This is a genomic window from Serratia sp. CY74737 (assembly GCF_052166775.1).
In the GTDB taxonomy this organism is placed as follows: Bacteria; Pseudomonadota; Gammaproteobacteria; order Enterobacterales; family Enterobacteriaceae; genus Serratia; species Serratia ureilytica.
In genome coordinates, this window is record NZ_JBJNOF010000002.1 from 750,652 (window position 1) to 771,214 (window position 20,563).

General features: G+C 61.6%; 16 protein-coding genes. 5 read left to right on the plus strand and 11 right to left on the minus strand.

Annotated features, from left to right (window positions below; genetic code table 11):
• Positions 1-11: 11 nt before the first annotated feature.
• Both ACJ8PE_RS05550 and entS read left to right on the plus strand, forming a co-directional pair.
• Complete coding sequence (locus ACJ8PE_RS05550) at positions 12-8,522, plus strand: amino acid adenylation domain-containing protein (RefSeq protein ID WP_404768913.1); 8,511 nt, start codon at positions 12-14, stop codon at positions 8,520-8,522.
• Between the two features lie 58 nt (positions 8,523-8,580).
• Positions 8,581-9,864, plus strand: a complete 1,284-nt coding sequence (gene entS, locus ACJ8PE_RS05555; protein ID WP_033650373.1) for an enterobactin transporter EntS — start codon at positions 8,581-8,583, stop codon at positions 9,862-9,864.
• Between the two features lie 4 nt (positions 9,865-9,868).
• Here entS and ACJ8PE_RS05560 read toward each other — a convergent pair whose 3' ends face one another.
• Entirely contained in the window at positions 9,869-10,228 is a 360-nt protein-coding gene (locus tag ACJ8PE_RS05560) for a winged helix-turn-helix transcriptional regulator (protein WP_033643111.1), read from the minus strand.
• A 101-nt stretch (positions 10,229-10,329) separates the two neighbouring features.
• Here ACJ8PE_RS05560 and ACJ8PE_RS05565 point away from each other — a divergent pair, with 101 nt between their 5' ends.
• On the plus strand, positions 10,330-10,884 hold the full coding sequence (locus ACJ8PE_RS05565; protein WP_033643110.1) for an NAD(P)H-dependent oxidoreductase: 555 nt from the start codon (positions 10,330-10,332) through the stop codon (positions 10,882-10,884).
• A gap of 101 nt (positions 10,885-10,985) precedes the next feature.
• On the opposite strand, the gene ACJ8PE_RS05570 is transcribed toward ACJ8PE_RS05565, so the two are convergent.
• From ACJ8PE_RS05570 to ACJ8PE_RS05595, 6 genes are all read right to left on the minus strand, one after another.
• Positions 10,986-11,465: a GNAT family N-acetyltransferase gene (locus ACJ8PE_RS05570; protein ID WP_072627640.1), complete on the minus strand. Its 480-nt coding sequence runs from the start codon at positions 11,463-11,465 to the stop codon at positions 10,986-10,988.
• A gap of 125 nt (positions 11,466-11,590) precedes the next feature.
• Positions 11,591-11,752, minus strand: a complete 162-nt coding sequence (locus tag ACJ8PE_RS05575; RefSeq protein WP_197759848.1) for a hypothetical protein — start codon at positions 11,750-11,752, stop codon at positions 11,591-11,593.
• 141 nt (positions 11,753-11,893) lie between these two features.
• Positions 11,894-13,960, minus strand: coding sequence for a TonB-dependent copper receptor (locus ACJ8PE_RS05580; RefSeq protein WP_108680744.1), 2,067 nt, complete (start codon positions 13,958-13,960; stop codon positions 11,894-11,896).
• A 223-nt stretch (positions 13,961-14,183) separates the two neighbouring features.
• Complete coding sequence (locus ACJ8PE_RS05585) at positions 14,184-14,585, minus strand: DUF2946 domain-containing protein (protein ID WP_197759849.1); 402 nt, start codon at positions 14,583-14,585, stop codon at positions 14,184-14,186.
• 338 nt (positions 14,586-14,923) lie between these two features.
• Positions 14,924-16,225 (minus strand): PQQ-dependent sugar dehydrogenase, encoded by a 1,302-nt coding sequence (locus tag ACJ8PE_RS05590; RefSeq protein ID WP_404768914.1) that lies wholly within the window; start codon positions 16,223-16,225, stop codon positions 14,924-14,926.
• 10 nt (positions 16,226-16,235) lie between these two features.
• A complete protein-coding gene (locus ACJ8PE_RS05595) occupies positions 16,236-16,661 on the minus strand; it encodes a DUF2231 domain-containing protein (protein WP_033650381.1) in 426 nt (141 codons plus the stop codon).
• A gap of 168 nt (positions 16,662-16,829) precedes the next feature.
• On the opposite strand from ACJ8PE_RS05595, the gene ACJ8PE_RS05600 reads away from it, so the two are divergent.
• A complete protein-coding gene (locus ACJ8PE_RS05600) occupies positions 16,830-17,288 on the plus strand; it encodes a YbaK/EbsC family protein (protein WP_197792416.1) in 459 nt (152 codons plus the stop codon).
• An 81-nt stretch (positions 17,289-17,369) separates the two neighbouring features.
• Here ACJ8PE_RS05600 and ACJ8PE_RS05605 read toward each other — a convergent pair whose 3' ends face one another.
• Entirely contained in the window at positions 17,370-17,747 is a 378-nt protein-coding gene (locus ACJ8PE_RS05605) for a VOC family protein (RefSeq protein ID WP_197792414.1), read from the minus strand.
• A 24-nt stretch (positions 17,748-17,771) separates the two neighbouring features.
• Here ACJ8PE_RS05605 and ACJ8PE_RS05610 point away from each other — a divergent pair, with 24 nt between their 5' ends.
• Entirely contained in the window at positions 17,772-17,987 is a 216-nt protein-coding gene (locus ACJ8PE_RS05610; protein WP_197792412.1) for a hypothetical protein, read from the plus strand.
• Positions 17,988-18,227: 240 nt separating this feature from the next.
• Here the strand turns inward: ACJ8PE_RS05610 and ACJ8PE_RS05615 are convergent, their stop codons facing one another.
• The 3 genes from ACJ8PE_RS05615 to ACJ8PE_RS05625 all read right to left on the minus strand — a co-directional run bounded on the left by ACJ8PE_RS05615 (position 18,228) and on the right by ACJ8PE_RS05625 (position 20,530).
• On the minus strand, positions 18,228-18,617 hold the full coding sequence (locus ACJ8PE_RS05615; RefSeq protein ID WP_197792410.1) for a hypothetical protein: 390 nt from the start codon (positions 18,615-18,617) through the stop codon (positions 18,228-18,230).
• Positions 18,618-18,623: 6 nt separating this feature from the next.
• The gene (locus ACJ8PE_RS05620) at positions 18,624-19,004 is read right to left on the minus strand and encodes a nuclear transport factor 2 family protein (RefSeq protein ID WP_033643099.1); all 381 of its coding nucleotides are present in this window, start codon (positions 19,002-19,004) and stop codon (positions 18,624-18,626) included.
• Between the two features lie 428 nt (positions 19,005-19,432).
• Positions 19,433-20,530 carry a hypothetical protein gene (locus tag ACJ8PE_RS05625; RefSeq protein WP_197792408.1) on the minus strand — a complete coding sequence of 366 codons (1,098 nt, stop codon included), beginning with the start codon at positions 20,528-20,530 and terminating at the stop codon, positions 19,433-19,435.
• Between the last annotated feature and the right edge of the window lie 33 nt (positions 20,531-20,563).

Sequence of the window (20,563 nt, forward strand, 5' to 3'; positions counted from 1 at the left end):
GGACAGACACCATGTCAGAAACGCTTTCTTTGCCGGATACTCAGGTCGAGTATCGGGATTATCCGCTGGTTGCGGCGCAACCGGGGATCTGGATTGCCGACCAAATCGCGCTGCGGCGCAACAGCTTTGCCGTGGCGCACTACACCGAACTGCACGGCGATATCGATCGTTCGGCGCTGGAGCGCGCGATTCGCCAGGGGCTGGCGGAGGCGGATACGGTTCAGGCGCGCTTCTTTGAGGCGCAGGACGGCCAGCCGGTGCAACGTTTACCGCTGAACGCGGATCCCGCGCGGGTGCTGGCGCCGGAGTGGTTTGACTTCAGCGCGCGGCCAGACGCCGAGCAGGCGGCGCTGGCGCTGATGCACGACGATCTGGCGCAGGATCTGCCCGCGGACGGCGAGCGCCCGCTCTATCGCCATGCGGTGATCCGCATCAGCGCCGATCGCTGGTTCTGGTACCAGCGCTTTCATCATCTGACCCTGGACGGCTTCAGCTTCGAGGCCATCACCCGCCGGATCGCCGATATCTACCGCGCGCTGCGCCACGGGCTGTCGCCGGCGGCCTCGCCGTTTACCCCGTTCGGCAAGGTGGTGGAAGAGTTTCAGCAATGGCAAACGTCGCCCGCACGCCAGCGGGCGGCCGAATTCTGGCGGCAGCATCTGCGCGATCTGCCGTCGCCGCTGTCATTGGCGACGGAAAACCGCGAGGTCGAACCGGGCGCTCGGCCGCTCAAACAGGCGCTGGTGCTGCCGGAGTCGCTGTTTGACGAAGCGCTGTGCGATGCGGCGCTGCAGTCGTTGCAACCGGCCGATATCGTCACGGCGGCGCTGGCGATGTATCTGGCGCGCATGAGCGGCGAAACCCGGCTCTCCATCGGTTTTCCTTTCATGCGCCGCATGGGCTCGCAGGCGCTGGCGGCGATCGGCCCGGTGGTTAACGTGCTGCCGCTGCTGCTGAACGTGACGCCTGAGATGTCGCTGGCGGACGTCTGCCAGGCCACCGCGGCGGAAATCAAACAGGTGCGGCGCCATCAACGCTATGAGGCGGAGCAGATCAAACGCGATCTCGGCCTGGTCGGCGGCCATCAGGAGCTGTACGGCCCGGTGGTCAACGTCAAGGTTTACCACAGCGCCTTGTCCTTCGACGGTCAAGCGGCCGTTACCCATACGCTGGCGATGGGGCCGGTCGACGACCTCGAGTTTGAGATCGGTTTTCGAAGCGGCGTGCTGACGCTGTCGTTGGTGGCCAACCCGGCCAAATACGCGCCGCGCACCTTGCAAGGCCATGCGGAGCGCATTGGCCATTGGCTGCAGCAACTGGCGCGGCGGCCGCATCAGCCGAACGGTCAACTGGCGCTGGTCAGCGAAGGGGAGCTGCGCCAACTCGCGGCCTGGGGGCGCGGCGCTGAGCTGACGCCACCGGCGGGCATGGTGTCGATCATGGACGCTTTCCAGCGTCAGGTTGAGCGACAGCCCGAGGCGTTGGCGGTGACCTGCGGCGATGTGCGCCTCAGCTACCGTCAACTCAGTGAACGGGTGATGCAACTGGGGCGCGTGCTGATCGAAAGCGGCATCGGCGCCGAAGACGTGGTCGCCATCGGCATTCCGCGCTCGGTGGACACGCTGGTCGCGCTGTTTGGCGTGTTGGCCAGCGGCGCGGCCTATATGCCGCTCGATCTGGATTATCCGCGTGAACGTCTGGCGCTGATGTGCGACGACGCGCGGCCGGTGATGCTGCTGACCCACAGCGACACGCGGGCCAACATGCCGGATCTACCGCAGGTCATGTGCCTCGATGAGGCGCAATGCCGGGCGCGCTGCGCGGCCGCCGAGGCCGCGCCGATATCGGACGAAGAGCGGCGCGCGCCGCTGAACGAGGCGCATCTGGCCTACATGATCTACACCTCCGGTTCGACCGGCAAACCCAAAGGCGTGATGTCCACGCACCGCGGGCTGCTGAACCTGTTCTTGTCGCATCAGGCCTCGCTGTTCGGCCCGGCGATTGAAAAATTCCAGGCTCGCCGCGGGCGGCGTTTGCGCGCCGGGCATACCGCTTCGTTCTCTTTCGACTCCTCCTGGGAGCCGCTGTTCTGCATGATGATGGGCAGCGAACTGGTTATCTTCGATGAAGAGCTGCGCCGCGACCCCTGGGCGCTGCTCGAACAGACCCAACAGACCCCGATCGATCTGCTGGACATCACGCCGTCGTTCCTCTCGCAGTTGGTGGATTGCGGCCTGCTGAAGGGACAGTTTCCGCTGCCGGCGTTTGTGATGATCGGCGGCGAGGCGGCGACGCCGACGCTGTGGAACCTGATGCGGCAGCATCCGGAAGTCGAGATCCATAACTATTACGGCCCGTCCGAATACACCGTCGATACCCTCGGCGCACCGGTCACGGCCGCAGACCAGCCGGTGATCGGGCGCCCCCTGGCCAATACCGAAGTCTGGCTGCTCGACAGTCGCCTGCAGCCGGTGCCGATCGGCGCGGCGGGGGAACTGTACATTTCAGGCAAGGGCATCGCGCGCGGTTACCTGCGCCGCCCGGATCTGACGGCGGCGCGCTTTGTCGCCAATCCGTTCGCCGACGGCGAGGTGATGTACCGCAGCGGCGATCTGATGCGTTGGAGCGCGGACGGCCAGCTGGTGTTCATTGGCCGTACCGATCACCAAATCAAGGTGCGCGGCTTCCGCGTCGAGCTGGGTGAAGTGGAGAGCGCGCTGGCTGCCTTGCCGGACGTGGGGCGGGCGGTGGTGATCGCCGAACGGATCGGCGCCACCTATCGCCTGATCGGTTACTGCTCGGTGCAGGATGACGCGCGGCGCGCCTCACCCGCGCTGCAGAGCGAGCTGCTGGGGCAGTTGGCGCAGCGTCTGCCGGATTACATGGTGCCGGCGATCCTGGTGGTGATGCCGGAGCTGCCGCTTAACGTTAACGGCAAGATTGACCGTCAGGCGCTGCCCAAACCGCAGGAGACGCTGGCGCAAAGCCTGCGCGAGCCGGCCACCGAGCAGGAAAGGCTGATTTGCCGCGCCATGGCGCAGCTGTTGGGGATGGAACGCGTCGGCGCCGACGACGATTTCTTCGCGCTCGGCGGCGACAGCATCTCGGCGATGGGGCTGGGCACCGCCCTGCGGCGCAACGGGTATCTGCTGCGGCCGCGTGAGATCTTCGCGCTGCACACCCCCGCGCGTATGGCGCAGGCGATGCAGCCGCTGGCCGTTGGATCTCAGGCCGCGCGCAGCGTGCAGCAAGGCCCGATCGACGGGCTGCCGATCCTGCACTGGTTTGCCGAGACTGGCGACATGCATCGTCTCTTCGCGCACGGCGTTTTCCTGCGCGTGCCTGCCGAATTGCAACCGGCACAGCTGCGTTATGCGTTGGAACAGCTGCGTACGGCACACCCGGCGCTGGGCGCGCGGATCCGCGACGGCCAGTTGGTGGTTGAAACCGCCGCCGCCGGTGAATTGATGCAGCGTCATCCCGTATCCGGCGATCTGGAAACCGCGGCGGAACAGGCGTTTGATGCCGCGCTGGCGCGCCTCAATCCGGCCGAGGGCAGCATGATGCAGGCCATCTTGTTGCAGCGTGACGGGCAGAGCCTCGGGCTGGTTCTGGCGATCCACCACCTGGTGGTTGACGGCGTTTCCTGGCGCATCCTGCTCGACGAACTGCGGCAAGCGGCCGACAGCGCCATGCAGGGGCAGCCGAGCGCGCTGCCGCCGGAGGAAACCTCGCTCTATGAGTGGTCCGCGTGTTTACGGGCCGACGCCGAACGCCGGGAAACCGAGCTGCCGTTCTGGCGGCAGATGCTGGCGGACGGCGTGCCGCGCTTGGGGCGACGCGCGCTGGATCCGCAGACCGATCGTCTCGCTTCGGTGAGCGAACGGCGCACGCTGCTCGACAGCCGGCTGACCGCCGCGCTGCTGGGCGCCTTGCCGCAGGGATACCGCGCTCAGGTCGAAGAGATCATGCTGTGCGCGCTGGCGCTGGCCTGCCGGCGTCATTTCCAGGCCGCTTCGCTGCGTTTTTCGCTGGAGTCGCACGGCCGCGCCGAACTGGACGATAGCCTCGATCTGGCGCGCACCGTCGGGTGGCTGACGGCGGAGTACCCGCTGTGCATCGAACTGCATGACGCCGAACACCACGAGGCCGTGCGTGCGGTGAAACGGGTGACGCGCGCGGTGGCCGATCGCGGCATCGGCTATGGTCAACTGCGCTATTTGCATCCGCAGCGTGACGAACTGGCGGCGCTGGCGCAGCGCAATGCGCCGGAGATCTTGTTCAACTACCTCGGGCGTTTCAGCCAGGATGAGGGGCACTGGACGCCGCAACGCAGCCAAACCCGCTTCCGCGACGCCTTCGCCGTGGCGCAGGATGCGCAACAGGCGCTGTCGTATGGCCTGGAGGTGAATATCTTTGTCGAAGAGCGGCGCGACGGCGCCTGCCTGGCGATCAACTGGAGCTGGCTGGAGGCGATTTTCAGCGAGAGCGACATTGCGCAGCTGCACAGCGGCATCGAGCAAGCGGTGCGTTCACTGTGCGAGTTTGCCGAGCGTCATCCCGAACGCGCGGCGGCAACGTTGGTGGCGGCCGAGATCGCCCAGCCGAACGTTGACGATGAGACGGTGCGCGCCTGGGAGCAAGAGTGCGGGCCGTTGGCGGCGGCGCTGCCGCTGTTGCCGTTGCAACATGGCCTGCTGTTCCATGCGCAGACGGCGCAGCAGGGCGGCAGCTATAACTCGCTGACGCGCCTGAGCCTCTGCGGCGAGCTGGACGAACATCAACTCCAGCAAGCGCTGAATGCGGTGATCCGCCGCCATCCGCAGCTGGCCGCCCGGTTCAACCGCGAGGGGGAACCGCTGCAGCTGATACCGCAGGAAAGCCATTGGCCGCTGGACAGTCGTAAGCTGTCGCCGCTGTCCGAAGAGCAAGAAGCGCAGGCGCTGCATGAACTGGAACAGGAAGAGTTGCGGCGCGATCTGTTTAACCAGTCGGGCGCGATGCTGCATGCGCTGTGGATCAAACACGGCGATAGCGAACGCTACACGCTGTTCCTTAACGCACACCATCTGATTGTCGACGGCTGGTCGACGCCGGTGGTGCTCAACGATCTGATGCTGGCCCTGCGTGAAGGCGAGCAGGCGTTGCCGCCGCTGCGCTCGAACTACGCCGATATCGTGCGCCGCCTGACCGCGCGGGATGCCGACGCCTCGCGCCGCCTCTGGCGTGAGACGCTGCAGGATGTGCGCCCGACGTTGTTGTTCGGTGAATCGCATAACGATCGCGTGCATGAGCTGGAAATGACGCTGCCGCCGGCCGAGGAAAGGCGCTTGCTGACCCTGTGCCGCGAACGCGGGTTGACGCTCAATACCCTGATGCAGGGCATCTGGGCGCTGCAGCTGGCCAGCTGTTGCGGCCATCAGGACGTGGTGTTCGGCTCGCCGGTTTCCGGCCGCTTTGGCCAGATAGAAGGGATTGAGGAACACGTTGGCCTGTTCAGCAACACGCTGCCGGTGCGGGTTCGTCTGCAGCATGACCGTTCGTTGACGGATCAACTGACCGAACTGCAGCATCGGCAGATTGAACTGCTGGAGCACGACGATTTGGGCTTGGGGGAGATCCAGCATCTGGCCGGGGCGGGCACGCTGTTCGACACGCTGTTGGTGGTGGAAAACTATCCGGACAACGACGCTCTGCTGGGCGGCGAAGGGTCGCTGCGCTGCAACGCTATCCGTAACAAAGGCTATACCCACTATCCGCTGACGCTGCTGGTGCTGCCGGGCGAGCGCCTGCGTCTGCTGATGGAGTACCGCGATTCGGTGCCGCAGCCTGAACGCTTCGCCGCGCGGCTGATGGCGCTGCTGCAACAGTGGATTGCCCAGCCGGATCTGCCGCTGCCGCGCTGGCAATTGCAAACGCCGCAGGAGCAGGCGCTGATCGCGGCGGTCAACCGCACCGGGCAGGCGGTGGCGGACACCACCTTGCATCAGGCGATCGCCGATCAAGCGCGGCGCACGCCGGAACGCATCGCGCTGCAGGACGCCGGGCACAGCCTCAGCTACCGTGACATGCAGCGCCAGGCCGCGCTGTTGGCCGAACGGCTGACGGCGGCCGGCATTCAGCCGGGCGATATCGTCGCGGTGGCGTTGCCGCGTTCCGTGCGCCTCAGCCTGGCGCTGACGGCGATTGTGCAAACCGGCGCCGCCTGGCTGCCGCTGGATACCGGTTACCCGGATGAGCGTCTGGCCTACATGGTGGCAGACGCCAAGCCACGGCTGATTATCACCGAGAGCGCCTTGGATGCCCGTTTTGCCGCGCTGGCGCCGACGTTGCGGTTCGATGCGCTGGACGACAGCGGGCGCGAACCGATGCAGCGCGCACCGGCGGGGAACGGCGATTATCCCGCCTACGTCCTGTATACCTCGGGCTCTACCGGGCGGCCGAAAGGGGTGGTGGTGAACCACCGGGCGATCGTCAACCGTCTGTTCTGGATGCAGCATGAGTATTCGCTCGATGCGCAGGATGTGGTATTGCAGAAAACGCCGTGCAGCTTCGACGTTTCCGTCTGGGAGTTCTTCTGGCCGCTGATGGTCGGCGCGCGCCTGGTGATGGCGCCGCCGGAGGCGCACCGCGATCCGCAGGCACTGACGACGTTGATCGACGACTATGGCGTAACCACGCTGCATTTCGTTCCGTCCATGTTGGCTATCTGGGTTGAGGCGCTGAACGAACGTGCGCCGCAGCGCGCCGCCGCCAGCCTGAAACGCGTGTTCTGCAGCGGTGAGGCGTTGTCGTGTGAACTGGCATCCCGCTACCAGGCGTTGGTCGCCGCGCCGCTGCATAACCTGTATGGCCCGACGGAGGCGGCGGTTGATGTCACCTATCAACCGGCGTCCGGCGAGGCATTGGCGGCGGTGAGCGGCGCCGGCGTGCCGATCGGCAAACCGGTCTGGAACACCCAACTGAGCATTCTCGACGCCATGCTGCGGCCGGTGCCCGTCGGCTGCGCCGGCGATCTCTACCTGCGCGGCATTCAGCTGGCCGACGGCTATCTGCATCGGCCGGGATTGACGGCGCAGCGGTTTGTCGCCGATCCCGCCGGCAACGGGGCGCGCATGTATCGCACCGGCGATATCGCCCGCTGGCTGGAAGACGGCAGCGTCGAGTATTTGGGGCGCAGCGACGATCAGCTGAAGATCCGCGGCCAGCGCATCGAACTGGGCGAAATCGAACAGGCGCTGCTGGCGCAGCCGGGAGTAGCGCAGGCGGCGGTGCACGCCATCGAACTGGGTGAGGGCGCGACGGGGCTGGGCGGCGCCGATATGCGGCAGTTGGTCGCCTGGCTGATCGCCCAGCCGGGCGTGACGCTGGATACCGCCGTCCTGCATCAGGCGCTGGAGGCGCGTTTGCCGGCGCACATGATGCCGGTCAGCTATGTCATGACCGACAGCTTCCCGCTCAGCGCCAGCGGCAAGCTGGATCGCAAAGCGTTGCCTCGGCCGCAGCTGAGCCCGCAGAGCGGCCGCGTGCCGCACAGCGACAGCGAGCGCCTGCTGGCGGCGCTGTTCAGCGAACTGCTGGGGCGCGAGACGGTGTATGCCGACGACGACTTCTTCGCGTTGGGCGGCCACTCGCTGCTGGCGATGCGCCTGGCAGCGGAGCTGCGTCGGCGCGTCACCCGGCCGTTGAGCGTCGGGCAGATCATGTTCGCCCGCAGTCTGGAGAAAATGGCGCACCTGCTCGATGATGCGCAGGCCGCCGGCTCGGCCGAGAGCCGCGGCGTCGGCGAGTGCCTGCAGCTGCGGGCGGGCCAAGGCCCGGCGCTGTTCTGCCTGCATCCGGCTTCCGGTTTCGCCTGGCAGTACTCGGGGCTGAGCCGGTATCTGCCGGGGAGTTACCCGATCATCGGTCTGCAGTCGCCAAGACCGGACGGCGTCATCGCCACCTGTGAGGACATTGAGCAGATGGTCGATCGTCATCTCGCCACTCTGCGCCGCCTGCAGCCGCAGGGGCCTTACTACCTGCTGGGCTATTCGCTCGGCGGCACGCTGGCGCATTCGATGGCCGCGCGTCTGCAGCAGCAGGGTGAAGAGGTGGCGTTCCTCGGCATGCTGGATACCTATCCGCCGGAAGGCCAGGACTGGACCGGCCCCACCGAGGAAGAGGCGCAGAAGGAGGTGGCGCAGGAACAGGCCGAGTTTATGGCGGAAGATCATGGCGATCCGACGCTGATGGCGGAGAAGGCGGCGATGTTCGACAGCATCGTCGCCAACTATCGTGACGCGGTGCGCCTTCTTTCTCAGGCGCGCAGTCAGCGTTTCCACGGCACGGCGACGCTGTTTGTCGCCGATCGGACGCTGCCGCCATTGATGGACATCAACGCCGTGTGGGCGCCGTATCTGGATCGGCTGATCTGTCATCACCAAGGTTGCGAGCACGCGGACATTCTGTCGCCGGCCTCGCTGGAGACGCTAGGGCCGCTATTGCATTCGCTGCTGACGCGGCAATACGGGTTGGTATAACGCAACCGGGCCGGGGCGTGCGCCACGGCCCGTACTAAAACATGATATGCAGGACACTATGGCCAGACCTTCTTTTTTTCTTGATTTCAGTTTGCTGAGAAGCAATGCGCATTTTCGTGCGATTTTCTGCGCCCGCATGCTGTCGGTGTTTTCACTCGGCATGCTGGCGGTGGGGGTGCCGATTCAGATCCAGGCGATGACCGGCTCCACGTTGCAGGTGGGCGTCGCGGTAGCGCTGGACGGCGTAGGCATGTTTATCGGCCTGATGTTGGGCGGGGTGCTCGCCGATCGCTACGATCGCCGCAAGCTGATCCTGTTCGCGCGCGGCACCTGCGGGCTGGGCTTTGTCGCCCTGAGTCTGAATGCCTTCGCGCCGGCCCCGTCGCTGTGGGCGCTCTATCTGCTGGCGGCCTGGGACGGGTTCTTCGGCGCGCTCGGCATGACGGCGCTGATGGCGGTGATCCCGCTGCTGGTCGGGCGCGAAAACCTGGCGGCGGCGGGGGCCTTGAGCATGGTGACGGTGCGCATCGGCGCGATCCTGGCGCCGGCGCTGGGGGGGATCATCATCGTGTTCGGCGGCGTCGGTCTCGCTTTCGCCGTCGCGGCGGCAGGGACGCTGGGCACCCTGGTCCCGCTGGTGCGCCTGCCGACGCTGCTGCCGCAGCAGCAGGAGCCGGAACACCCGCTGCGCGCGCTCGCCAGCGGCTTCCAGTTTGTCTGGCGCAATAAGGTGGTCGGCTCGGTGGTGTTGCTGGGGATGTTGATGAGCATCGTCGGCGCCGTCAGGGTACTGTTTCCGGCGCTGGCGCAGGACGCTTACCACGTCGGCGCGTCCTCTATTGGCCTGATGTACTCCGCAGTGCCGCTCGGTGCGATGCTGGGCGCGCTGACCAGCGGCTGGGTGGGGCGTTTCCCTCGCCCTGGGGTGCTGATCCTGATCGCCGCTATCGTCGCGTTCACCGCCATCGCGTCACTGGGGCTGTTCAGCCATCTGGCGCCGGCGCTGCTGGCGCTGGTGTGCTACGGCTACGCGAATGCCATCGCCTCGCTCTTGCAGTTCATGCTGATCCAGAGCAATACGCCGGATCATCTGCTGGGGCGGGTGAATAGCCTCGGCACCGCGCAGGACGTGACCGGCGATTCGATCGGCGCGCTGGGGCTCGGCGTACTGGGCAGGGTATTTACCCCGTTGATGAGCGTGCTGTCGTTTGGCGCATTCGCCGCCTTGCTGGGCGTGCTGGTGGCCTTCAGCGTGCGCACGCTGCGCCAGTGCCGGCCGGCGGACGCGTTGGTTGAGCACGATGAGCCGGCTCCGGCAACCTCAGCAGCGGCGGACAACTGACCCCTCACGGCGCCGGCTGTTCCGGCCGGTGCCGCTCCCCCCAGTCGCACATCATGTCGATCACCGGGATCAGCGAACGCCCGCGCTCGGACAGGCTGTACTCCACCTTGGGCGGGATCTGCGGATACTCCTTTCTCACCACCAGACGGTCTTTTTCCAGCTCTTTCAACGTCGAGCTCAGCGTCTTATACGAAATGGTGCCGATGCAGCGCTGCAGTTCGTTGAAGCGCAATACCGGCTTATACAACGCCAGCCAGTAGAGAATAATCATTTTGTATTTACCGTTGATCACCGACAGGGTGTAGCCATAACCGGTGTCTTCAAGGCTGATGCCCGTAGGGCTGCAGTGGGATTCGGCGGTCATTTACACTTTCTCCAGGGTAAGTATGTGTCGTGAGTGTGCGTATTTTACATTCTGTCAGCATACCCTAAGATGCGTCGAAACACCTGACTGGAGAGATCAGTATGAAAACGTTGGTGGTAGTGACACATCCCGATATGGCGAACTCGGTGGTCAACAAACGTTGGCTGGAGGAACTGCGGCGCTATCCGGCGCTGTATACCGTGCACGAACTGCATCAGGCCTATCCGGACTGGCAGATAGACGTCGCCAAAGAACAGCAGTTGATTGAAGCGCATGACAACATCGTGCTGCAGTTCCCGATTTACTGGTTCAGCAGCCCGCCGCTGCTGAAAAAATGGCTGGACGACGTGCTCACCTACGGCTGGGCCTACGGTTCTCGCAGTGGCTATAAGATGCAGAACAAGAAACTGGCGCTGGCGGTCACGGCGGGCGTGCGCGCAGAAGATTACGCGCGTGAAGGGCGTTATCGCTACTCGCTGGAGGAGATCTTCCGGCCGTTTGAAGTGACCGCCGATTATGTGCGGGCCGACTATGCTTCGTTCTTTGCCTTTTACGGCAAGGAAGCCGCTTCGGACGGGACGGCAGAGCAGGTTCAGCAACACGAGTTGGACAGCAGCGCGCAGGGCTATCGGGCATTTCTCGCCGCCCTGAATTAACGAGACTCCCCGGATGCGCCAGGGAGTGCGCATCCGGTCACTCGATGTGAACGCCGAAACCGTCTTGCCCCGGCGCGAGATGCGCTTTCAGGGGCAGCTGATTAAACGGAAAAGCGCTTTTTGATTCTGTCGACCGGCGTGCCATCGCTGAGCGGCACCTGCAGCAGACGATCGTAATCGCGAAAGCCCATTTTTTGATAATAGGCGAGGCCGCCCACGTTATCCGCCCGGATGGTGGCGTTGATGTGCTTGAAACCGTGCGACTTCGCTGCCGCTAACGTGACGGGAAACAGCGCGCTGCCAACGCCACGTACCTTCGGCGACAGGCGGGAAAATGTGGCAATATCTGCGGTATCGGGTGGCAGTGCATCGTCAACGCTCAGCGACTGAAAGCCCACCAACACGCCATCCACCTCCGCGACCTGGCAACTCAGCGCATTGTCGCCGCTGATGAACCATTCGCTGAACTCGGCTGGGGTGAGGGGCGTTTCTATCGCGGTCGTGCCGCCGGCTCTGATCACCTCATTCAATAACTGCGTCAGCGCTTCAGCGTCTTGCGGGGTTATCGTTCTGATCTTCATTGCGTTGCTATCTCCTCCACAGGGGTTTCAGGCGTAAGGAATCTGCTGGAACCATCGAAAGAAGATAGACGCAGGCGTCCGGTAATGAAATACCGGAACGTGCGGGACAAAAAACAGCGCGGGAATTACATGAACAGGAAGCGGTCGGCCAGCGCAACGCCACGCTCGAGGCGCGGTGGCAGCGCGTCGTCGCGATCGTCAGGCTGAGCAGCCTGCGACGCGGCGTCTTCGGCTTTTTCAATCATCAGCTCGCCGAGCAGGGCCAGAAAACGAGTGAGCTTTTGCATATTCCCTCCGGATCGTTGATTACGTTGAGAGTGATAGTAATCGCCGCTAAACCGAATGGGAAAAACTTAAAACTCATATCCTAAGAACCGGATCGCATATCGCGTAACCGGGCGACGGTTGCCCATCGCCCGGTGGATGGCTTAGAAGGTGACGTTAACCTTAGCCCACAGGGTGCGGCCCGGTTCATTCACCGCGCTGTTGGCCGAATAGCCGAAGGCGCTGTTGCCCGCCAGGTTGAGGTGCTCGCTGTAGGTCTTGTTCAGGATATTATCCAGACCGGCGCTCAGCTTGACGTTTTTATTCACCTTGTAGGCGGCGTTGGCGGAGAGCACGCCGAAGCCGGCGCTTTCGGCAAAGTCTTTGCCTACTACGTTGCCTTCGTTGATCGCCACGCGGTGCTGGCTGCTGACCAGACGCCACAGGCCGGTGCCGCTCCAGTCGCCGTACTCGTAGGTCAGCCCCAAGCGTGCCTCCAGAGGCGGGATCTGCGGCAGCGGGCGACCGTCGCTGGTGTTTTTCCCCCAGGAGTAGGCCAGGCTGGCGTCGGTTTTCCAGTGCTCGCTCAGTTGATAACCCATGCCCATTTCGCCGCCCATAATGTTGGCGTTGACGTTATCGGCCTGGCTGAGACGCGCATTGTGCGGATCGTATTTGAACAGGATGAAATCATCGACGCGGCCCACATACGCGGAGACCCAGCCGTTGAAGCGCTTGCCGTTGTACTGCGCGCCGATGTCGAGCTGCGTGGTTTTCTCGCTCTTGACGCTGGAGAACGGATCCTTGCTGCCGTTCGGACCCAGCTTCGGCGAGAACAGCTCCCAGTAATCCGGGAAGCGCTCGGTATAGCCGACGCCGGCATACAGCATCAGCGGCAGCTCGGCCAGCGTATGCTCCAGGCGCATAAAGCCGCTCGGCAGGGTGTCTGAACGTTCCACATCGCTGCCGCTGCGGAAGTTCTCCACCAGGGTGCGATCGAGACGCGCGCCGCCGATCAGCTTATCCTGCTCGCTGGTGGACCACGTCAGCTCGCCGAAGGCGCCGTAGCTGTTGAACTGGGCGTCTTTTTCCCAGCTGCCGCGGCTCATGCTGCGGTGGGTATTGGTCTGCGTGTCCAGGCCGCTTTCAAGCTTCACGTCCTGCCACTGCCAGGTGCCCATCACGCGGCCGCCGACGGTGCGGCGATCGAGCTGCATCGTCATGCCGGAAGACATCATGTGCCCGCCGTGGCCCCCCATGCTCATGCCGCCATGCCCACCGTGGCCGCCCATGCCGCCGCTGCCCGGCGAGCGCAGGGTCACGTTGTCCATCACGTGGTTGGCGTAGTTGTAGTAGACCTGCGCTTCCAACTTATCCAGCACCTCGCCGATGTTGGATTTCTCCACCCGCATGCCCAGGCTTTCGCGTTTGAACTGCGAACCGTCCATGCTGCGGCCGGCATAGCGCGCTTCGCCGTTACCGCGCCCCATCGTCACTTCCAGCAGCGTGTCGGCATCCGGCGTCCAGCCGAGCGCCAGATCGCCGTTCCATTTGTCCCAGCGCGACGGCACGCGCGTATTCGTTCCGTCCTGGTAATCATTGGCGCGCGACTTGTTGGCCATCACCCGCAGGTAACCTTGTTCGGCGCCGAGGCTGGCGTCGATATTCTCGTCCCAGCGGCCATTGGAGCCGGTCAGCACGCTGGCGTTGCCCTTGATGCCCGGTTTGTCGAAGCGCGGACGTTCACGTTCGAAACGCACCGTGCCCGCCGACGAACCCGGCCCCCACAGCACCGTCTGTGGCCCTTTAGTGATGGTCAGCAGATCGAAGCTTTCCGGCGAGATGTAAGAGGTGGGCGCATCCATTCTCGATGGGCAGGCGCCGAGCATCTCCGAACCGTCAGTGAGAATTTTCAGCCGCGAACCGAACATGCCGCGAAATACCGGATCGCCGTTGGTGCCGCCGTTGCGGATCTGCGAAAAACCGGGAATGGTTTTCAGATAGTCCGAACCGTCGCTGGCGGGCACCGGCTGACGCGGGGTCTTCGGTGATGTCACGATGGTCAGCGGAGAGTAGAGCGGTGCGGTGACGGTGATCACGTCGCCATCATTAACCTGTGCGTCGGTAGGGTGCTGATGCGCCTGCGCCGCGTGGCCGGCCAGCAGGAACAGCGGCATGGCGGTGGTGATTGCGCGGGTGACGGCGTTCTTTTTATAAGCGGGTTTAAACATCATCTTTCCTTAAGCTAACTTTTTTCCATTATTCTCCGGCGATTTATTCAGGCGTGGGGATGCCTGGCGAAAATCACCATCGGAAAATACGGGGGTTAATTCCCTCAACGTGGAAATAACCGGGCTAATAATGTCGTCTCAATGCATAACCATTGGGCGTATTAATTCCGCCATGTTGAAACGATCAACGGCAATACAGAAACGGCAATGGGGTATTGTTAAATCAGAGGAAAGAGACGGGCGGCGCGCGCGGCTGTAATTCGGTATGAACGACGTGGGCAAACAGGGGAACGAGATAATGAGTCGGCGGCGGGCGCGAGGCCAGAGATTGAGACCAGAACAGCGGGGCGTGGCTCACGTCCAGCAGCGGCGCGTGCAGCAACAGCACGCAGTAGCCGCAGGCGCTGTCGTCCATCATCATCGCCATGTTGTGGTGGCCGCCGCCGTGCTGCATCATCGGCGATGCGGCCTTTTCCGGCGCGGCCGGCGGCGAATGCATGTCATGATGCATCGGCATCGCCATGCCGCAGTCCGCCATGACGGTCGTTTCAGCACTTCCGGCGCGCGCATGCTCCAGGGATCGCGAGACCACCGGCGCAATGAACAACATCAGAATGGCGAACATCCCTAACCAGGCGGCGGCCCGGTTACGTGATGCAGGGGGCTGAATTAACGACACAATCAACCTAAAAAAGGGTTAACACAGGGGAGGGAATTGTACTGGTTTATGTCGAAATGTTAAAACCTTTTATTTCTGGTCAACGCTCTGTTGATGAATATATTATCGGATAAGCGCTTTAATTCTGACCAGCGGCTATTTTTTTTGCGCCAATAACGTGACGGGGATAATATTAATGACGGAAAAAATGGCGAGCACGATTATTCCGCTTTATGACGATCTGGCTGGCGCAGAGGAGTGAGTGACAATGTCATGGGCGAGTTCACCGGAACCCGCCCGTAACCTTAATTCGCGCTGACGCGCCAGACCGTGTTGCCGACGTCATCCGCAACCAGCAAAGCGCCGGTCTTATCGACAGCCAGCCCCACCGGGGCGCCATAGAGTTCCTTCTCATCATCGGAGACAAAACCTGTCACCACGGCCTTGAGCTTGCCGACCGGTTTGCCTTGCTCAAACGCCACATAGCTGACCCGATAGCCGTTCAGCGGCGAGCGATCCCAACTGCCGTGCTCGCTGATAAAAGCGCCGCCGTGATAGTCGGCCGGCAGAGCGCTCGCGGTGTAGAACAGCAACCCCAGCGGCGCGACGTGCGAGCTGAGCGCGTAATCCGGCTTGATGGCTTTCGCCACCAGGTCCGGCCGCGGCGGCTGTACCCGTCGATCGACGTGCTGGCCGAAATAGCTGTAAGGCCAGCCGTAGAAACCGCCGTCTTGCACCGAGGTCAGGTAATCCGGCACCAGATCGGCGCCGATTTCGTCACGCTCGTTGACAATCGCCCACAGCTTGCCGCTTTGCGGCTCCCACTGCAGCCCGGTCGGGTTGCGCAGGCCGCTGGCGAAGATGCGGCTGGCGCCGGAGGCGGTGTCCACTTCCAGCACGGCGGCACGCCGGTACTCTACGGCCAGGCCGTTTTCGGTGATGTTGCTGTTGGAACCGACGCCGACATACAGCTTTTTCCCGTCAGGGCTGGCCAGCAGGGCCTTGGTCCAGTGATGGTTGATGGTGTCCGGCAGGTCGGCCAGTTCTTTGCCCGGATCGCTGATGCGCGTTTCGCCTGGCTGATAGGCGTACTGCATGATATTGCCGGTATTGGCCACGTACAGCGTATTGCCAATCAACTGGACGCCTAACGGGGAATCGAGCCCCTCGAGGAAGACGTGCTTTTCCCAGTTGCCGCCGGCGGTCGGGCGCAGCAGGGTGATGCGATTGCCCCCTTTGCCGCCTTTACCGGATTGGCCTTTCACCAGGCCGGCGATCAGCTGCTTGGGCGTGCTCACCGCTTCCGTGCCCGGCCCGTTGGCCTCCACGACCAACACATCGCCATTGGGCAGCGTGAGCAACTGACGCGGATGAAGCAAATCGTCTGCCACCTTATCGATTTTCAAGCCTTCTGCCACTTTCGGCGTCTGATCTTGTTGCCAGCCAATGCCCTTGGGTACCTGCATCGGCGGGATCAGGAAGTCTTGCGCCGCCGGCAACGTCGGATCCGGGCCCATTTGTTGCTCTGGCGAAATGACGGCGCTGTTATCGCAGCCGGCCAAGGCCAAAACGGCGGAAAGGGTGAGCGCCAGAGATGAGAGCTTCATGAAAACCTCCTTATTTTGCGCGGGCGCCAAGGGCCAGCAGAATATTCGCCAGGCTGAGCAGCGCGACCACGATCGCAGACAGCACCAGGCCTTGGGGCACCACGGCATACGCATCCCGGCTATGCACGAAAGCGTTGATAATGGCGAGAACGATGGCCAGCAAATTCAGCCAGAAATGGAGTTTGACCGACGATCCCCGCAGCCGAGCGCTGCCGAACCATACCTGTACCAGGTTAATCAGGCGGGGAATGATGGCAAAAATCAGGCCGATGGCAATTAGCCAACTTGCGCCATTGACCCACTGAATATTAGCGGTACAGGCATAAATGATGTCGAAAATCAGCGCCGCGGTGAAAAATCCGTAAGGTATCGGGTTGAGCCATTCATAGACGGCCACTGCGGCCGCTGAGGGCCTTGCTGTCGTTTGCGTGGTCATGCAGGCATCTCCATGAAAAATGATGGGTAAAAAGGCCATTGGCCCCTTAAAGCTTTGTTCAGATCCAGCGATTTGAACAATTTTGATTCTCATTTTTAGCATGCGATGTTAAAACCGAAACCATCACTTCGGCATTATCAATGGTTTAGCAATATCAGGAGGCAGGGCATGAGCATAGAACGCGTTCAGCGTTTTCTGGCCGAGCACGCACCGGAGACGACGGTGACGGTGCTGGCAAAGAACACCGCAACGGTGGCGCTGGCGGCAGAAGCCTTTGGCGTAGAGAGCGGGCAGATCGCCAAGACGCTTTCGTTTCGCGTTAACGGCGATGTGGTGCTGCTGGTGATGGCGGGAACTGCCAGAATCGACAACAAGAAGTACAAGCAATTCTTCGGCGTGAAGGCGCGTATGTTGCCGGCGGAAGAGGTTGAATCATTAACCGGCTATCCGCCCGGCGGCGTTTGTCCCTTTGCCGCACCGGAGGCGGTGAGGATCTACTGCGATCATAGCCTGCGCGCTTTCGATGAAGTGCTTCCGGCAGGCGGCAGCGATAACTCTGGCGTGAGAATTGCGCCACAGCGGCTGGCCGGCATCACGGGAGCGGAGTGGATTGACGTGACGGGGTAACTAATAGTGACGCCGTCACTATGCATTATGTTAAATTTAGAGTCTTTACCTCTTGTAATTTTCTGTTTTAAAAGGGAAAACCTAGTCGTTCGCGTTGTGGCAAACCGCCTCGATATTATAGCCATCCGGACCAATGACAAACGCCGCATAGTAGTGGGCATGATAATTGGGGCGTAAACCGGGCGCGCCATTGTCTTTGCCGCCGGCGCTTAACGCGGCGTGATAGAACGCATCGACCTGTTCACGGCTGCTTGCGGTAAATGCCAGGTGCAGATGCGCCGGTTTTTCATCGGTCTGAAACAGGCATAATGACACGTTACCCCGATCGGGACACAGCTCAACGCCATAATCGGGTTCACCTTCGGCAACGATCTTTACGCCCAGCGGCGCCAGCGCATTAAGGAAAAACGCTTTGCTCAGAGCAAAGTCGCTGACGCCAAATTTCACATGGTCAAACATGGGGATATCCTGGAGTGTGGAAGAATGTTCCCATTCAGTATAGCCAACGCCATGAAGGCCACCGGAAACGGTGAAGACGAACGCCAGTACGCATTTGGCAGGCAGAAGTTGTTCATTTTTATGGCGCGTTTTGGTGAAATCTGCAGTATCGCAGTAGCCATGTTTTATCAGATTTCACGTAGCGCGATCAAAAAAACGGGGGGATTTCGCCTCAATATCCCCAGAGATGCGTCAACATAAACATGCCCGGTCATCATTAATGGCAGAACGCATTTATCTATGATCCTCAGTGGGTGGAACGTGATAAAGCTGAAACTTCGCGAGATACTGGCTGGCGTGTTAACGGCAGTCCATCACATCGGCAGAGTTGGCTGGCGGCCAAACCAACGATTGATAATTTTGCTGGGAGGTTAAGCGGCGTTGGAATGCCAAGTGCCGAAATCCTGGGAAGCGGCAAGCGCACGCCTCACATGCATGCATTTACTGCAGGAAGTGAACAGGCGACAGGCATTGGGTGTTCAGAGATTTTTGCGCAAACATCATGGTGTCGCTCAGCAATAAGCGGCAATGGCAATGAAGCCTGCAGCGAAAACTCGACGGCTTAAGACCAGCTGAAAAACGAATTCGTTCAACGGCATGAGCAACGTGCGTTGAAATGGTTGGCCACAGAAGAAAACCCATGATCAAGCCAGGACGCCAGAATCCACGTATAACCAAATGAGTGCGCATAATGTATATTATGTTAAATTGCATTATTGGGTACGCACCGCCGTTAGCCTGGCCGTCCTTTCTCACCTCACCTTCAAGCCTCATCAGGCTGCTATCCTTTTTTATGTTTAAGCCCATCATCAGCCCGTTCAGTTTCAGCACCTCAGTTTAATCCTCGGTCGGTGTGCCCTGATGAAACCGCATTTGCCAACCGGCCTTTTCCGTCAGCATCCAAATTGACGACCGTTCTGTGCAACGAATGGCGTTGCCCTGCGCGTTGCGTTGAAAACTCTTATACGTCAGCAACACGGCGCCTTCACTGATTTTCGCCAGCGTAAAACCTTCGGCAACAATCTGCGGATGCTCAGTTTCCATTTCCAGCGCCGCAACGGTCTGGCGTTTGTCATAACGCAGACCTGAGCGAGCAATCTCTTCAAAGTCTTCATGCAGCAATGCCGCGACGCGCTGCGGATCGCGGCGCACCGATGGCTGATGCAGTTCAACCTCAAGCGTCTGGATTTGGCTAAACAACTTTGCAGAATGCGTCAAAATGCCCTCCTTTTTGATCGCGCTACGTGAAATCTGGCAAACTTCGGCAGTCAATCTACACCAGAATGACTCTCGTGAAACCTGACTATTCCCAGGATTCCTTCTCATAGGGTTTTTGCCAGTTCTTTTCCGTGACGGGCACGAGTTCCCCGTTGAACGAACGGCATCTCACCGGCACATCTTCTGCGGTCGGCGTGTAATCCATGCCATGTTGTATCCGCCCATGCATACTTTCACGCAGCGGCAACTGCTCATCGTCCGCCTGTTTGCCATGGCGCCCCCAGCGGTACTCGCCACCGCTGGCGATGGGGCCTCTGGAGGTAACACTTTCTCTTCTATAGAGTTTTTTCTTTTATCTCGATGCGCTCTCATCAAACTTCAATAGTGACATTGTCACGTAAAGCGCCACCCAGTGAATTGCCAACCGCTTACAAACACCATACCGGCCGGGCGCCCACCGTCGCACTGGCATGCCCAGCGCCATGGCTCAGGCACAGCGTTCTCAGCCCGGCACCCGCACCGGAATACCAGGCGCCGCCTCGCATCAGCATGCGTTCGCCGTAGTTGCGCAGATAAACCTGATCGCCGTCCGCACACCGGTGATGCGGTGCAACGCCGAGGATTTTCAATATATCCGGCACCGACTCTCCACTTGCCGCACCAATACGCCCGAACTCATCATCCATCAAACCAGGCGGATATCCATTGTCTTGCGGATCGCCGTTGAAATGCCGGATACGGTCCGAAATGCGCGGCGTGCCGGCATTGCCGGTAAGACTCGGCGATGAAGCATCGAATTTTGCGGTTCCCGGGCTGCCGGGAGGTAGCCACTCGCCTGTTGCCAGGTCGACCGCGCGCCAGCGTTCGTCTTCATCGTCGGTCATTGGCATCGCGGCGTCATTATCCGGCAAGAGCAGAATTTCCCCCGCGACCAATTTCAGCCCGTGTTGCCATTCCCAAAGGTTGCCGCAGAGATCGCCAATACCGTGCGGCGTACCGTCATGATACCAGGCGGCCGGGCCGGATGCGGTAAACGTTGTCGGATCGCCCTGCCCATCGCCCACGGCACCGCCGTCACATCGCTTGCCATACTGGCGTCGATCGCGATGCGATCGCCCACTCTCGGTATTGCCTAACTCCGGCCATCCATGATGACGGCACCAGAACATCAACGCGGCCCATTCGGCGTTGGTGCCAATGTGCCAGCCGCGTCCATTGCGAGCCGCCGCCTGTCGAAATGCGGCCAGGTCATGCCAGCTGGCCGGGGCCGTCTCAGGTTGGCTGACCAGTTCGCCATGGATCAGCGTGCCGGGGTAACAGCCGTAGAAGAAAGCCTCTTTTCGCTGACCGTTGACGATAAACGCAGGATGAACCGCCTCACCTAACCCTGATGTGACCTCTTGCAGCGTAAAACGAGGTATCACATGCATATAGCTGGGCTGCCCACTTGCGGTGTAAAGCACGGTGCGACGCCCTTGCGATTCGGCCTCTACTTTGCAACGCAAAGCGTCTTTTACAATAATCATGGAGTTATGTGCCCGTTAAAAAAGCCGAGGCCG

Coding starts and splice junctions, on each gene's coding strand:
- ACJ8PE_RS05550 (WP_404768913.1), top strand. CDS start 12: ATGTCAGAAACGCTTTCTTTGCCGGATACTCAGGTCGAGTATCGGGAT.
- ACJ8PE_RS05600 (WP_197792416.1), top strand. CDS start 16,830: ATGAGCATAGAACGCGTTCAGCGTTTTCTGGCCGAGCACGCACCGGAG.
- ACJ8PE_RS05605 (WP_197792414.1), bottom strand. CDS start 17,747: ATGTTTGACCATGTGAAATTTGGCGTCAGCGACTTTGCTCTGAGCAAA.
- ACJ8PE_RS05625 (WP_197792408.1), bottom strand. CDS start 20,530: ATGATTATTGTAAAAGACGCTTTGCGTTGCAAAGTAGAGGCCGAATCG.
- ACJ8PE_RS05585 (WP_197759849.1), bottom strand. CDS start 14,585: ATGTTCGCCATTCTGATGTTGTTCATTGCGCCGGTGGTCTCGCGATCC.
- ACJ8PE_RS05560 (WP_033643111.1), bottom strand. CDS start 10,228: ATGACCGCCGAATCCCACTGCAGCCCTACGGGCATCAGCCTTGAAGAC.
- ACJ8PE_RS05565 (WP_033643110.1), top strand. CDS start 10,330: ATGAAAACGTTGGTGGTAGTGACACATCCCGATATGGCGAACTCGGTG.
- ACJ8PE_RS05570 (WP_072627640.1), bottom strand. CDS start 11,465: ATGAAGATCAGAACGATAACCCCGCAAGACGCTGAAGCGCTGACGCAG.
- ACJ8PE_RS05590 (WP_404768914.1), bottom strand. CDS start 16,225: ATGAAGCTCTCATCTCTGGCGCTCACCCTTTCCGCCGTTTTGGCCTTG.
- ACJ8PE_RS05610 (WP_197792412.1), top strand. CDS start 17,772: ATGTTCCCATTCAGTATAGCCAACGCCATGAAGGCCACCGGAAACGGT.
- ACJ8PE_RS05580 (WP_108680744.1), bottom strand. CDS start 13,960: ATGTTTAAACCCGCTTATAAAAAGAACGCCGTCACCCGCGCAATCACC.
- ACJ8PE_RS05595 (WP_033650381.1), bottom strand. CDS start 16,661: ATGACCACGCAAACGACAGCAAGGCCCTCAGCGGCCGCAGTGGCCGTC.
- entS (WP_033650373.1), top strand. CDS start 8,581: ATGGCCAGACCTTCTTTTTTTCTTGATTTCAGTTTGCTGAGAAGCAAT.
- ACJ8PE_RS05575 (WP_197759848.1), bottom strand. CDS start 11,752: ATGCAAAAGCTCACTCGTTTTCTGGCCCTGCTCGGCGAGCTGATGATT.